11 protein-coding genes are annotated in these 13,821 nt (G+C 47.3%); 4 read left to right on the forward strand and 7 right to left on the reverse strand.

What is annotated here, in order from left to right:
- Positions 1 to 264: 264 nt before the first annotated feature.
- From BFC18_RS01700 to BFC18_RS01715, 4 genes are all read right to left on the reverse strand, one after another.
- The gene (locus BFC18_RS01700; protein ID WP_070123503.1) at positions 265 to 1,905 is read right to left on the reverse strand and encodes an RNA-binding domain-containing protein; all 1,641 of its coding nucleotides are present in this window, start codon (positions 1,903 to 1,905) and stop codon (positions 265 to 267) included.
- A 443-nt stretch (positions 1,906 to 2,348) separates the two neighbouring features.
- A complete protein-coding gene (gene glmS / locus BFC18_RS01705; protein ID WP_070123451.1) occupies positions 2,349 to 4,181 on the reverse strand; it encodes a glutamine--fructose-6-phosphate transaminase (isomerizing) in 1,833 nt (610 codons plus the stop codon).
- 3 nt (positions 4,182 to 4,184) lie between these two features.
- Positions 4,185 to 5,012 carry a DeoR/GlpR family DNA-binding transcription regulator gene (locus tag BFC18_RS01710; RefSeq protein ID WP_070123452.1) on the reverse strand — a complete coding sequence of 276 codons (828 nt, stop codon included), beginning with the start codon at positions 5,010 to 5,012 and terminating at the stop codon, positions 4,185 to 4,187.
- A gap of 65 nt (positions 5,013 to 5,077) precedes the next feature.
- Positions 5,078 to 6,124 (reverse strand): Gfo/Idh/MocA family oxidoreductase, encoded by a 1,047-nt coding sequence (locus tag BFC18_RS01715; protein ID WP_070123453.1) that lies wholly within the window; start codon positions 6,122 to 6,124, stop codon positions 5,078 to 5,080.
- A 169-nt stretch (positions 6,125 to 6,293) separates the two neighbouring features.
- On the opposite strand from BFC18_RS01715, the gene BFC18_RS01720 reads away from it, so the two are divergent.
- Entirely contained in the window at positions 6,294 to 6,785 is a 492-nt protein-coding gene (locus BFC18_RS01720; protein ID WP_070123454.1) for an acyl-CoA thioesterase, read from the forward strand.
- 47 nt (positions 6,786 to 6,832) lie between these two features.
- On the opposite strand, the gene glmU is transcribed toward BFC18_RS01720, so the two are convergent.
- Entirely contained in the window at positions 6,833 to 8,191 is a 1,359-nt protein-coding gene (glmU, locus tag BFC18_RS01725; protein WP_070123455.1) for a bifunctional UDP-N-acetylglucosamine diphosphorylase/glucosamine-1-phosphate N-acetyltransferase GlmU, read from the reverse strand.
- Positions 8,192 to 8,405: 214 nt separating this feature from the next.
- Here glmU and BFC18_RS01730 point away from each other — a divergent pair, with 214 nt between their 5' ends.
- On the forward strand, positions 8,406 to 9,827 hold the full coding sequence (locus BFC18_RS01730; protein ID WP_070123456.1) for a sensor domain-containing diguanylate cyclase: 1,422 nt from the start codon (positions 8,406 to 8,408) through the stop codon (positions 9,825 to 9,827).
- 52 nt (positions 9,828 to 9,879) lie between these two features.
- Here the strand turns inward: BFC18_RS01730 and BFC18_RS01735 are convergent, their stop codons facing one another.
- Complete coding sequence (locus tag BFC18_RS01735) at positions 9,880 to 11,373, reverse strand: carotenoid oxygenase family protein (RefSeq protein ID WP_070123457.1); 1,494 nt, start codon at positions 11,371 to 11,373, stop codon at positions 9,880 to 9,882.
- A 4-nt stretch (positions 11,374 to 11,377) separates the two neighbouring features.
- On the reverse strand, positions 11,378 to 11,788 hold the full coding sequence (locus tag BFC18_RS01740; RefSeq protein ID WP_070123458.1) for a DUF2141 domain-containing protein: 411 nt from the start codon (positions 11,786 to 11,788) through the stop codon (positions 11,378 to 11,380).
- A gap of 134 nt (positions 11,789 to 11,922) precedes the next feature.
- On the opposite strand from BFC18_RS01740, the gene BFC18_RS01745 reads away from it, so the two are divergent.
- Positions 11,923 to 13,083, forward strand: a complete 1,161-nt coding sequence (locus BFC18_RS01745; protein ID WP_070123459.1) for a sensor histidine kinase — start codon at positions 11,923 to 11,925, stop codon at positions 13,081 to 13,083.
- Entirely contained in the window at positions 13,076 to 13,705 is a 630-nt protein-coding gene (locus BFC18_RS01750; RefSeq protein WP_070123460.1) for a response regulator, read from the forward strand. Before BFC18_RS01745 ends, BFC18_RS01750 begins: the two co-directional genes overlap by 8 nt.
- The last annotated feature ends 116 nt before the right edge of the window (positions 13,706 to 13,821 follow it).

The following is a 13,821-nucleotide window of genomic DNA, read 5'->3' on the forward strand; positions in this document are numbered from 1 at the left end:
GAGTCGAACTTTTAAAAAAGAATGCAAATGATAGTTATTTTCAAAAAGATAAACAATGGATCATTCAAAAGTGAAAGATGAATGGCGGTTATTGCGGGTTTAGTGAAGGGGATAGTCCCGCACTAGCGGCCTGTTTTCAGGGATGGTGGGGGGAAGGATTTTAGGGATGCATCGAACTTAGATGAGTCATAAGCTGTAAATTAAAGCACTCAGTCCATCTCCAGCTCTAGAAAGAATGTCTAAGAATATCTAAAAATGTCTAAACTAATGCGTTTTAGACATTTTCCAAGACTTTCCGTCGGGCTTGATCAATCCCTCTTTTTTCAGGGCTTGTAGCAGATTTTTGACTTTATTCTCTTTTTGATTTGCGTCTAAGACATCTGGTAATTTGTCTAAAAGAAGTCCGTTAATGTCTACGCGCTTTGCGATTCCGAACTTTCCAAGATATTCAACTATCAACTGCTTATAATGTTGATCGTCAAATGCTCTATTGCGAATATACTGCGCTCGGTCTCCACTATGATCTGCAACCTGTACTGAAATGTGATAGTTGGGTTTACGACCTTCTATTACCCCTAAAGCTTTAAGATGTTTTGCCTGTTCATCTTTTAAAGGCTTCCTCTTTTGCACGCGATCCATCAAAATAATGTCTTCCAGCGTCAAATCAGGATACTCAGCCAATTTTCTAGCGTAAGCAATATCAATAACCCGACCCGTAATGGTGACCATAACACGATTGTTATCAAGTACGTATTCGGGTAACGGAAAAAATCGTTTCTTTTGAATAATGAACATCTTGCGAATACCGCTACCGATGGTATCGATCATATTTAGATTGACCATTGCATCAGCCAAAAAGCGATTTCGATACCGGCTTTCAGGAGCATCCGATTGAATCACTGATTCGATCGAGCCAGGAATGAACTTGCCTAAATTACTGAAACACAAACGGCCATCTTCAAATTCAATTACCGAAACTTTCCCACCAAGCTGGTAATCCTGATGGGCAATCGCATTATTCATTGCTTCTCGAATAATGTAAGGATCGTACTGGTCTACTTCTTCTGGGAACAAAGTCCCTTCTTTCATGTACCGATACTTCAGATTTCGTATCTTATGAAACACTTCATCTACGTTTAATAATAATGGGCAGTCGAAATGTTGATAGTCACGTTCAAGCCCGTCTCTATCCTTAAGAATCCAAGTCACCGTTGCTGAAGAAGGATTCAGGAAGTGAGACGATTCAGTCTTACCTAATAACAAAATTGCAGTGCGAGTGATTTGATTGTTAATCGTAAGTTTTGCTTTATTTAGAAATGTGGCGTCATCCCATTGTTCAGATTCACTCACATATTTAGGATTCTTCTGAATAAACTTCTCACGAGCGATCTTAATGGCTTTGGGATCCAGCTCGTCAATCGAAGCCGATGGCAACACTTCTGCACTCCAATCGGTTGCAAGATTTTGGGCGCGTATTCGCTCTATTTCATCTAAATTTAATGGTCCTAATGATTCCCCATCTCGACCATAATAGTGGCCATCCCACGCTACAGGAATACCCTGAGGCGCAGCCGGTATTTCAAACATTAAAACTCGGCCCTCAGGGTGGTTAACTTCGTAAATTTCTAAAAAAGTAAAACGAGAAGAAGTTTTGTCTGCAATTTCCTTTTTGAGAGACTGCAACTCTTTAAAGCTGTTTCGAAACTGGGTACCAATCACAGCTTTATTGTCTTTCACGCCAAAAACTAGCCAGGCTTGCTTTACTCCTCTCAAGTTTGCTTCATTGCTCAAAGCTGAAAAATATTTCCCAAGCTTAGCAAAGTCGAAATTTCTTTTCGCTTCTTTAAATTCAACGACTTCGTTTTCACTTTCATGCCTAAGAATGCTTTCTAAGTGCCTATTCATTGAAGTCATACTCCCGCTATAGTGGCATGGTGAATTTAACCACCTGACTAGAGGTGTTATGGTAGCAGAATAACAAAATTAAATGACAAGATAACAAAGAAGGAGGCCAGACTTTTCGTTCTGAAATCAGACTCGAAACTGCAAACTGGACCTGAACGAGTAAAGAGGCAGTAGACGCGATGAAAGTTAATTGCTCAATGCTAGACAAATGTAGACGGCGACATAAGAGTTTTATACGGATGGAAAACCCTTGGCTTATCGTGCTATATCACGGAAACCAATAGGCTGGGAATAAAGTCACTCACCTGACAGCACTCAGTCCAGTCAGGCGGTGACAATAGAATTCAAATATTGTGAAAAATCAAGGAACGTTGCTTCTCATAATGACCGAGTAAGTCACTATATTAACCCCCCCTTAATAAATTGCCTAACCGCTAAATTCCCTATTCCACCGTCACCGACTTCGCCAGGTTACGAGGTTGATCCACGTCGGTACCTTTGATCAGCGCTACGTAATAAGACAGCAACTGCAGCGGCAAGGTGTAAACGATAGGCGCAATAGGCGCTTCACAGTGTGGTACATTGATTACGCGCATGGTTTCGTCGCTAGAGAACTTGGCGTTCTTATCGGCAAATACGTACATGATACCGCCACGGGCACGCACTTCTTCCACGTTAGATTTCAGCTTTTCCAGCAGTTCATTGTTCGGTGCTACTACGATGACTGGCATTTCCTCGTCAATCAGGGCCAGTGGGCCGTGTTTGAGTTCACCTGAAGCGTAGGCTTCAGCGTGAATGTAGGAAATCTCTTTCAGCTTCAGAGCCCCTTCCATGGCAATGGGATACTGGTCGCCACGACCTAAGAACAGTGAGTGATTCTTGTCGGCAAACTCTTCTGCGAGATCTTCAATGCCTTTGGTAATGGTCAGGGTTTCTTCAAGCTTAGCAGGCAAGCTGTGCAGCGCACTCACAATGCTTTGCTGATCTTGCTCGGTAATGCCGCTGTGTTTACCAATGGCCAGTGTCAGCATAAGGAAAGCGGTTAGCTGAGTGGTAAACGCTTTAGTCGACGCCACGCCGATTTCTGCACCGGCGCGGGTCATAAACGATAAATCAGACTCGCGAACCAGTGATGAGCCTGGCACGTTACAGATAGTCAGGCTAGACATGTAACCCAGTTCTTTAGCCAAACGCAATGCTGCCAAGGTATCGGCAGTTTCACCAGACTGAGAAATAGTCACAAGCAAGCTGTTCTCATGTACCACCGATTTACGGTAACGGAACTCCGAGGCAATTTCGATGCTACAAGACACATTGGCGTATTGTTCCAGCCAGTAGCGTGCGGTCATACCGGCGTGATAGCTGGTACCGCAGGCAATAATTTGCACGTGTTTTACTTTCGAGAATATCTCTTCTGCACCTGGGCCGAAAATATCAGGCAACAAACCGCTTTCATCCACACGATGCTGTAACGCATTGCGAACCACGGTTGGTTGCTCGTGAATTTCTTTTAGCATGTAGTGGCGATAGCCGCCTTTGTCACCGGCGTCATGCTCGATGTTTGATTCAATAACTTCACGCTCGACAGGCTCGCCGTTTACGTCGTAAACATGCACTTCGCGACGGGTAATTTCTGCCACATCACCTTCTTCCAGGAAGATGAAACGACGGGTAACCGGTAACAGCGCCATCTGATCAGATGCAATAAAGTTCTCTCCTAAACCTAAACCAATAACCAACGGGCTGCCTGAACGAGCAACCACCACGCGTTCGGGATCTTCGCTGTCCATGATCACCGTACCGTAAGCACCGTGGAACTGCTTCACGCTGTTCTGCACAGCTTGTAGCAGGGTGCCGCCTTTCTGCATTTCTGCATGCACGGTGTGGGCAATGGTTTCAGTGTCGGTGTCGCTGGTGAACGTGTAACCTTGCGCGGTGAGCGCTTCACGCAGAGCCAAATAGTTTTCAATAATACCGTTGTGAACCACCGAGATACGGTCGCTTGAACAGTGCGGGTGGGCGTTCTTTTCGGTTACGCCGCCGTGGGTTGCCCAGCGGGTATGTGCAATACCGGTTGAGCCCAGCGCTTCGCCAGATGCCACGGCATCCGCCAGTTCCTGTACCTTGCCGGTACGACGAATACGGGTAAGTTCACCGCTAGGTTGCAACAGCGCGACACCGGCTGAATCGTAACCACGATATTCAAGGCGCTTAAGACCTTCCAGCAAAATTTCAACTACATTACGCTCTGCAACAGCGCCTACAATTCCACACATCGGTTATTCTCCATTTGCCGGCGCGACCATTACGGTGACGCCCTGCTGTTCAATCTTTTGTTTAATCTGTTCGTTGATGCCGCGGTCGGTTACCAGCACATCAATGTCATCCCACGCCAATTCAAGGTTTGGCATGCGATAAGTGAATTTTTCGGATTCCGCCAAAATCACCACTTTGCTGGCAACGCCAGCCATAGCTTTGGAAAGTCCAGTAAGTTCATTCAGCGTAGTCGTACCGCGAGCAACGTCCAGTCCAGACGCGCCAATAAAGGCGATATCGAAGCTATAAGCGGAAATCATGTTCTCTGCCATGCGGCCCTGAAAGGCTTGCGAGTGCGCATCCCAGGTTCCGCCGGTCATGAGTACGGTGGGTTCGTTATCAGCGATCGTTAATTCACTGGCATTTCTCAAAGAATTGGTCATTACCACCAATTTACTTTGGGTAAGAAACGGAATGAGGGCTGCGGTGGTATTACCGCTATCGAGGATAAGTTTGCTGCTGTCATCAACAAGCTGGGCGGCAAGTTGAGCAATGGCAGATTTCACCGGCGGTGAAACCTGCTGCGCATGTTGCGATGCTGGCCCGGAGCCAGATGGCTGAGCCGAACCGGACTGCTGAGCCTGACCGAATTGCTGAAGCATGGGCATAGGCGCAGCGCCACCGTACTGGCGGAGCACTCTTTTTTCTTCGGCCAGCACCGTTAAGTCTTTACGAATAGTGACTTCTGAGGTGCCAAACCGAGCGGCCATTTCATCTACCTGAACCTGGCCAGCTTGATTTACCCATTCAACAATGTCGTCACGACGCTGCTGTGTATTTCTTTTTTGCATTTCGAAACTTTTATCTTACGAAGTGAAAGCACTTAACCAGATAAAGTTTCGATATGCAAGATAAATTAGTTATTTGCTTTCATATCCAGGTATACAGGCATCACTTTTCCCGTTTCCGCACTTTCGAAAGCCAGCTCTATAAGGCGGATAACTGGTACTACCGATTCAGCATCGGCAGGTAATGCCTCGCCTTGGGTAATGGCGCGGGCAAGTTGCTGGTAAAAGCCGATATAGTCGCCGTTTTGCGTGGGGTGCTTTGTCACCTGCTCGCCATCAGCAACTTCACCATAAGCCGATTCAGACTCAGTGGCAAAGGTGGCATGGTCGAGAGTGAGCCCTTGCTTCAGTTGATCTTCCTGCGGATCTAAGCCCAATTTTCGATAGCTGCCTGCTGTGCCTTGAAGGTCGAAGCGCAAAGTGGTGTTGGCTTGATGGGGCGAGCTTCCCAGTAACACGGTTTTGTCACCGTAGAACAGGGTAATATCGAAACTGTCGTCGCTTTCACCACCCTCACGAGTGATTTGAACATCAGCATGAATTTGTTTTGGTACACCGAACAGCTGCACGGTTTGATCCATCAAGTGCGGACCCAAATCCCAAAAGATACCCGCGCCGGGTCCCGCATTTTCTCGCCAGCGGTTTCGCGGGTGCGGCCGGAATCGGTCAAACCGGGATTGCAGCCGTTTCACATTACCAATTGTGCCTGCCTCAATTAACGACTTCACGGTTAAGAAGTCGCCATCGAAGCGACGGTTGTGGTAAACACAGAGCTTTTTGTTTTCTCGGGTAGCCAATGAAACCAGTTCGTCAGCTTCATCACCAGAAAGCGTAAACGGCTTCTCTACCAGCACATTGACACCGTTCATCAATGCCTGTCTTGCCTGCAAGGCGTGAAGGGTATTCGGCGTGGTGATCACCACTAAATCGAAATTGTCTGCTGCCAGTGCTTTGGCCAGCGAGGCATAAACAGGTACATCGTTAACCACGGCTTTTACATCGTCTGGCCGGGATGACACCACGCCAGCAAGTGAAAACTCGGAAAGCTGCTGTAGAAAAGGAAGATGGAAGGTGGTGGCTGAAAAACCAAAGCCCACTAAAAGCGTGCGGATCATAACGGTCTCGTTTGAAAAACTATTTGCGCACATTATCGCATATTGCCAAAAGCCTCAAAGCCTGACGGACCAGTGGCGTCAAATAAGTAAAAAGGGTGACATTGCCTTTCAGAATGGTAATAGTGTGAATATAAAGAGAACAAATGATTGATGACCCACGGAGAAGTAGATGTCAGATAACAGAGAAGTCACCTTACGCTTTCTCGCCGAGCCCGGCGATCAGAACTTTGGCGGTAAGGTTCACGGTGGGGCGGTAATGCGCTGGATTGACCTTGCGGCCTACGCGTGTTCAGCGGGCTGGAGCGGTAAATACTGTATCACCGCTTATGTGGGCGGTATTCGTTTCATGAAACCTATTTTGGTGGGCAGCCTGGTTGAAGTAAAGGCATCGGTCATTTACACCGGCCGCACATCCATGCACTTGTCTATTGATGTGAACGCCCGCGATCCGAAGCGGGAAGACGGCCACAAAACGACCCACTGTATTGTGATCATGGTGGCAGTAGACGAAGACGGTAAGCCGGCAGAAGTACCAGAATGGAAACCCACCACTGAACGGGATATTTATCTGCGTGACTATGCGCTGCGCTTAGCGAAGATGCGTACCGAAATTAACGACGAGATGTCGCAGACGTTGGCGAAACTCGACGGCGAAGCATAAAAAAGTGGTGATGCCTTTGCAGACATCACCGCTCAATAAGTAAACACTTACTTCTTAGTCGGGCGCGGCCAGTTGGCAATAACACGCTGTTTGGAACGGGCAATGGCCAGTGCATTGTCTTCGACCTTGGCAGTGATGATCGACCCCGCCCCCACGGTTGCACCGTTACCAATGGTAACCGGTGCCACCAACGCAGAGTTAGATCCGATAAAAGCGTTCTCGCCAATTACCGTTTTCGATTTGTTCACACCATCGTAGTTACAGGTAATGGTGCCAGCACCGATGTTTGCGCCAGCGCCGATTTCGGCATCTCCCAGATACGTAAGATGGTTTGCTTTCGCGCCTTCACCCAGCACGGCTTTTTTCATTTCCACAAAATTACCGACTTTGGCTTTCGCTTTCATCACCGCACCCGGACGTAAACGACCAAACGGCCCCACGGTACACGCTTCGCCTACTTCGGCTTCTTCGATAATTGAATTTGCTTCGATAACGGCGTTATCGGCAATGGTGCAGTCTTTGAGAATACAATTCGGACCAATTTTCACGTTACTGCCCAATGTCACTTTACCTTCGAAGATCACGTTTACATCAACCACGATGTCATTGCCGGTAGTGACTTCACCGCGAATGTCTACGCGTGCAGGATCAGCCAACGTCACACCATTCATCATAAGTTCGTGAGCCTGGCGAGCTTGCAGGGCACGTTCTAGCGCAGCAAGCTGTGCACGGTTATTAACGCCTTCTACTTCTTCAACCGCATCGGGCTGCGCAGATTGAATAGATTTTCCTTCTGCAGCCGCCATGGCGATGACGTCGGTTAAATAAAACTCGCCCTGGGCGTTATCGTTGCTCAGGTTACCCAACCAGCGTTTCAGATCGGCACCGGCCATCATCATCATACCCGTGTTAATTTCCTTGATTTCGCGTTGCAGGTCGGTGGCATCTTTATGCTCGACAATGGCGGTGATGTTGTTGTTCTCACGCACAATGCGGCCCATGCCGGTAGGATCATCCAGTTGCACAGTAAGTAACGCTAAATCACACTCTGCTTTTACCGCAGCCAGACGCTCCAGTGTGGCCTTCTGAATTAATGGTGCATCGCCCACCAGCACCAGCACATCTTCGTCATCTTTGATATGTGGAACAGCTTGCTGCACAGCATGACCTGTACCGAGCTGCTCGGCCTGCAAACACCAGTTTAGGTTGTTACCACTTACCGCCGCCTGCAATTGATCGCCACCATGACCATAAACCAGATGAACGGCGCTGGCGCTGAGTGCTTCCACTGTATTGATGATCCGCTGAACCATGGGAATACCGCCGATGGGGTGCAATACCTTGGGCAAAGAAGATTTCATTCGCGTGCCTTTACCAGCGGCGAGAACAACTACAGAAAAAGCCATTTATAATCCTTAATTGAAGTGCTGCATACCTACTTAATGGCGCTAGTGTAACCAAGGGATGAGAACAAGTCAGCGACATCGTTATGAAAAGTTTAGAGAGAATATTAAATCTAATTGCGTTGGGTAGCAGTTCTGTTGGTGAAAAGGTATACTCTTTTGTCTATTAATTAGGTCAAAATCATTTACAGAAACAGGCAGGGAGAGCAGGTAATCTGTGAACACATTTAGGACACTTCACCGCAGTATTTTACTGTTGTTTGCAGTAGTGGTGATCGCTATCGTTACGCTGGTCCACTTCAGTGTAAATAAAATTGTTGCCGAGCAAAGCCGGGCACAACAACAATCACTTTCTCCAGCCATTTCCCTGATCGTCAATCAGTTATTAAAGCCATTGCATGTGTCTGAAGCTCTGGGGCGCTCAACAGAATTAGTGGCGCTAATGGACAGCGAAGAACTCGATGTGCCTGAAATTCAGTCGGCCCTGGCCCGCCTGGAAGATGAATTTGGCATGAAGTTCTTCATTGCCAGTGAAAAAGCCCGCATGCAGTACAATTCAGATGGCACCAACATTCCACTGATCAAAGGCAAAGTAAGCTGGTACTTCAAGTATAAAAAATTACCGGCCGACAGAGTCGCGGATATCGGTAAGTGGGAAGACACCCATTTCTATATCGACATTAAGATTTACAACAAAGACAATGAATTCCTTGGCTTTTTTGGTATCGCCAAAAGCTTGAAGAGCTTTATTAGTATCTTCGATACCTACAAGCAGCAGTATGGTTACGATTTCCTTTTCGTCGACGAGCAAGGCGACATCATGCTGTCTTCAGAATCGTCGCTCATGGCCGAATACTCTGATTTTACCAATCTTTCAGAATTGCCGTGGTTTGCCAGTTTACCGGTAGATGTAAAAGATCAGCGCGCGCTGAATAACCGCCTTGTCACCATTAATCAGCAGGAATACTTAATCGCCGAAGTTAAACTTAACCAGTTCAACTGGACGGTGTACCTGCTAAGTCCGCTGGATAAACGTCAGGCGGATATCTCACAGGCCTTTGTGGTTAGTGTGGTGACCTTACTGGTTGTGGTGTTCTCGCTGTTCCTGATGATTTACCACCTGCTTTACTATTTCCGCAAAGATATGCAGCCTGAAATGGTGGTACGCAAAAGTCAGCGTTTACCAGACAGACCTGGCATTGAAATGCAGTACAAAGAATTGCTGGAAGCGTACTCCTCTATCAGCGTTGTGATTGCAGGCATCGATAATTTCGCAGTAATCAATGATACCTACGGCCGTAATACTGGCGACGAGGTGCTTGATAAAGTGGCGGGGAATCTCCTTGCCAGCATCCGCACCAAGGACATTATTGGTCGCTGGAGTAGCGAAGAATTCATTATTCTACTGCCAGAAACCGGCCCCCACGAAGCAATGGATATCGCCGAGAGTTTGCGCGTAGGGTTGGCCACAATGGATACCAGTGACCTGCAATCACAAATTCAAATCACAGGCTCTTTCGGGGTGTCGTTCTCTGCATCCAGTAAGTCGCTGAACGAGCTTACCGCAAATGCCGAAGATGCCTTGTATCAAGCACGACGAGATGGCAGCAACCGGGTGTGTAAGCAGCTGATTAGCTGATCCTTAACTTTTCTTAACTGCGAAAAGCTAAGAGCCCGGTCTTAGCTTATTCTCAAATAACTGCGCCGTGAAACCCCATCGGCATATAGGTATCTAGTTTTGCCCAGGCGACGGGGCCGTCGCTTACGTGTTGAGCATCGAATACCATGCAATAAGTCGCTCCTTCTACGAAATTTAGTGCGGTATTTACCAGATACCCTTCCCCTTGTTTACTGCCAACAGGAATAAACAGCGGCTCCTCTGTGAGGAAGTCATTACCCAGCACATGCAAATCCAATGCGCCGGTGTTTGTATTCAGACTGGCAATACTATTGTAATCGCCTCTTCCGACGGTGTTTGAAGCATACACACCAAATTGATGTGAAGTGATCTCACCGGTAAACCGGCTGTCAAACTGAACAAACTCCATAATATGCGCGGTATTTTCAAGACGGGCTGTTCTTGCGCCTAAATCAATATGAATTTGAGCGGCAGTACTTCTGTCATGATTCCCGTCATCAGCGCTAAAAACTTGCTCAACCCCTTGCAACATTACATCTGCGTTATTGTACCAGCAGGCATTCACCACCAGCGATTGACCTTGCTGCCAGGCATTACCAAAATGGAAGATAAATCCGGCATGGAACGGCAGTTGCAGCGTAGGTTCAAGGGTATTTTTATCAATAATAAGTAGTTGTCCCGGCTTATCGCCTTGCCATTGCATGCCGTCGATAAGGGTTTCTCCATGCGCTTTATTGATTGGCGGAAAGTAAAAAATCAAATAATTGTCTGTTACCGCAAAATCATGCACGTAACTGGCCGGTGCGGACACCACTTTATAGTTCAGCATTTTACCCTGAGGACTCATCTGATACACCATCAGTCCCTGGTGCCCAAAGAACGATAGATCACCGAAATTCCATAAATTGCCAAATCTGTCTGCATGGGGATGAGCAGAGAACGGCACTCCGTCCAGCTCACTTTTCAGCGATACCTGCCCTTGTGTCTCTAGCGATGTCGGGTCGATTTTATAAGGCATAGCCGCTTCCCACAGCGCCCACAACTCTCCGTCAACAGGCAACAATGCTATGTTCGCTGTATTCACAGTTTCAGCATTTTTTGAAGGTCTGGCATTTTCTATCAGTGAGCCCGCACCATTATAAAGAAAGCGCCCTGCGCGACTTTCGGCTTCGAATTTTCCAGTACGTACAAACCGGCCAGAATGAGAAACCGCCTTATGTCCAAACGCATAGCGGTGTACAAATCCGTCACCGTCGAACCAATGGGTGTAACGTTGCTTACCTAATACCGCACGGGCAGGGCCATTGCGATAAAACTGTTTACCTACCAGCGCATTAGGTAACTTCCCCTGCCACTGAAACTCTCGCGAAGGAATATCAGCAGTCAGCCCTTCCCAGCCCCGCAGTACCGGATTGTCTTTTAACTTTCGTTTAAATTCTTCATAGAAAGATTCCGGCTCTGCAGCAAGGACATTGAATCCAGCGCTATAAGCCATAGTTCCACAAGCTGCCAGCCCTAACCCTTTGAGAAAATCGCGACGTTCCATGTGATTACTCCATATTAATTGAAATAGCGACGAGCTCTTCTGTCACAGGGAAGCGAATAGCCCCGAAGGTAGGTGGCCCCATTAGCCGGGGATTGGTACTGAAACCATAAGGTTCGGTGGGTATACCTAACATATTAGTGTTTAGCTGGTGATTACCATCGAGATCCTGAAAAACCATCACGCTATATTCGCCGGCAGGCACATCGGCAAGAATAACCTTTTGGTCCTTTTTATAAACACTGACAATCTGACTCTGCATCGCTCGTTTTTTACTGAACGCATCTTCAGAATTGTAGACAGCAACATATAACTCTCCGCTCAAGTTGTTCATATCAGTGAAAGTGATTTCTATGTTTGCAGCCTGCGCACCAATACAGTACAAAGTAGTTAATGCTGTGATTAGATGGGTTTTCATAAGTCAGCTCCTTTGGTGATATAAACTCACTTTAGGTAACTCTGCTTTCGATAGCAGGTGCCAAAAGTCATATCATGGAGAAAAATGACTTCTGGCACCTGTAGCCCTCAGCCAGCTTACGATAACGTTCGATAATGGATATTTCGGATGACAGCGCAATAATGCAATCTACAGAACGAAACAACATTTTGCTCTTGGCTGGCGTACTCGGCTGGTTAGCGGTTATGCTGATCACCCGAATAAATGCCGTATTTGCCGGAGCGGGATTCTTCTATTATTCAGGCTTTGCGTTGTTTATTGGCGGGTTTCTGTTTGTGAACCTGAGCGAAAAAGTCGATAATCGCAAGCAGCTTGCCTTTGTTGCCCTCATTGTTCAGCTCGTCGGATTTTTTTTAGTATTTGGCTGTGCCCAGTCCAGCGACGCGCTTATTCTGCTGGTAATATTTGCCGGACAGCTACCCTTTTTCGCCAACCGTCGTCAAGCTATTGCTTCATTGCTTGCCATTAACGGCGTCGCGCTTCTTATTTATTTGCTAGCCTGGGACAAAAGCCTGATTCCATCGGTAATAGCCATAGCACTTAACCTGGCGTTTCAAAGCTTTTCACTGGCAGTGGCCGATATCGCCGTGCGTGAAAGCAAAGCACGCTTGGCCCTCGAGCAGGCTAATGCCGAACTGGTTTCTACCCGCTCTCTGCTGGAACAAACCTCGCGGCAATCTGAGCGACTAAAACTCAGCCGCGATCTACACGACATTTGCGGTCATCAGCTCACTGCATTGCTACTTAATCTTGAGTTTTTAAGCAAAACTGTCCCTGGTGATCAGCAAGATAGTGTGAGTGAAACAAAAGCTATTGCTAAAGACTTACTGGAACAAATTCGCTGCGTAGTAAAAGCCAATAAGCAAAGCGCTCGTCTGGATTTAAATACCGCTATCGAATCTTTGTTTAATCACCTTCCACATGTGCAGGCTCACTTCAAAGAACGATTGGCAGCCCCCCTCCAGTCGAGCCACCACGCCGAAGTGCTGCTGCGGATATGTCAGGAGGCGGTGAGTAATGCGCTGCGCCATGGCAGTCAGAAACACATTACCATTGCGCTGCAGCAAACATCAGCACAACTTCGTCTGACAATTAGTAATCCATACCATGCAAAACCTTCGACTCTGCCGGGTTCCGGGTTAGCGAATATGCGAGAGCGGGCAGCGCAACTGAACGGTGAAGTAGCGGTATCTAATGACAATCAATGTTGGACCGTAACAGTTCAGCTACCCTACAAGGAAAGTCACTATGATTAAGGTCGCCATTGCTGATGATCAGCTTATGGTACGCCAGGGCATTGCTAGCTTATTGTCGCTAAGAACGGATATTCAGGTTGTCTGGCAGGCTGATAACGGCGAAGACGCGCTGGTAAAACTGGCTGAGCATCCTGTGGATATACTGCTCACGGATATACGCATGCCGGTGAAAAATGGTATTGAAACTGTGCACGTCTTACGCAATAACGGAAATGATACCCGGGTCATTGTGCTGACCACGTTTGATGACCCAGACTTATTCACTCAGGCTATGGCTGCCGGTGCGAACGGCTTTCTTCTTAAAGATGTCGATACCGATAAACTGCATGACTCTATTGATACGATTTACCACGGCGGTATGCTGGCTGAGCCTGTGTTGCTGAATCAGTTGAGTGCAGAGCAGCTTTCTACCTTTGCAGACCCGACAATCGAACCGCTAAGTGAGCGGGAATTGGATATTCTCAAGCTTATCGCCGGCGGCTATTCCAATAAAGAAATTGCCGACATGGTGTTTCTGGCCGAAGGCACTGTGAAAAATCATGTTTCTAATATTCTGGCGAAATTGCACACACGAGACCGCACCCGTGCAGTACTGAAAGCGCTTAGTGCGCGTTTAATTTAGATCAAAAGGATACATCTGTCCTATGGAACTCACCCGGCACCCATTCTTCCGTCTGTGAAATCGGTACAGACCTTCGAAGGCAGCATAGCTGACCTGGTAAAACATAAACCATTTTT

Origin of the sequence: Alteromonas confluentis, from assembly GCF_001757105.1 — a bacterium.
Classification (GTDB): domain Bacteria; phylum Pseudomonadota; class Gammaproteobacteria; order Enterobacterales; family Alteromonadaceae; genus Alteromonas; species Alteromonas confluentis.

Bases quoted from the DNA above. Each gene is read 5' to 3' on its own strand.
- BFC18_RS01735 (WP_070123457.1), bottom strand. From the start codon at position 11,373: ATGGAACGTCGCGATTTTCTCAAAGGGTTAGGGCTGGCAGCTTGTGGA.
- glmU (WP_070123455.1), bottom strand. From the start codon at position 8,191: ATGGCTTTTTCTGTAGTTGTTCTCGCCGCTGGTAAAGGCACGCGAATG.
- BFC18_RS01720 (WP_070123454.1), top strand. From the start codon at position 6,294: ATGTCAGATAACAGAGAAGTCACCTTACGCTTTCTCGCCGAGCCCGGC.
- BFC18_RS01740 (WP_070123458.1), bottom strand. From the start codon at position 11,788: ATGAAAACCCATCTAATCACAGCATTAACTACTTTGTACTGTATTGGT.
- BFC18_RS01710 (WP_070123452.1), bottom strand. From the start codon at position 5,012: ATGCAAAAAAGAAATACACAGCAGCGTCGTGACGACATTGTTGAATGG.
- glmS (WP_070123451.1), bottom strand. From the start codon at position 4,181: ATGTGTGGAATTGTAGGCGCTGTTGCAGAGCGTAATGTAGTTGAAATT.
- BFC18_RS01750 (WP_070123460.1), top strand. From the start codon at position 13,076: ATGATTAAGGTCGCCATTGCTGATGATCAGCTTATGGTACGCCAGGGC.
- BFC18_RS01700 (WP_070123503.1), bottom strand. From the start codon at position 1,905: ATGAATAGGCACTTAGAAAGCATTCTTAGGCATGAAAGTGAAAACGAA.
- BFC18_RS01745 (WP_070123459.1), top strand. From the start codon at position 11,923: ATGGATATTTCGGATGACAGCGCAATAATGCAATCTACAGAACGAAAC.
- BFC18_RS01715 (WP_070123453.1), bottom strand. From the start codon at position 6,124: ATGATCCGCACGCTTTTAGTGGGCTTTGGTTTTTCAGCCACCACCTTC.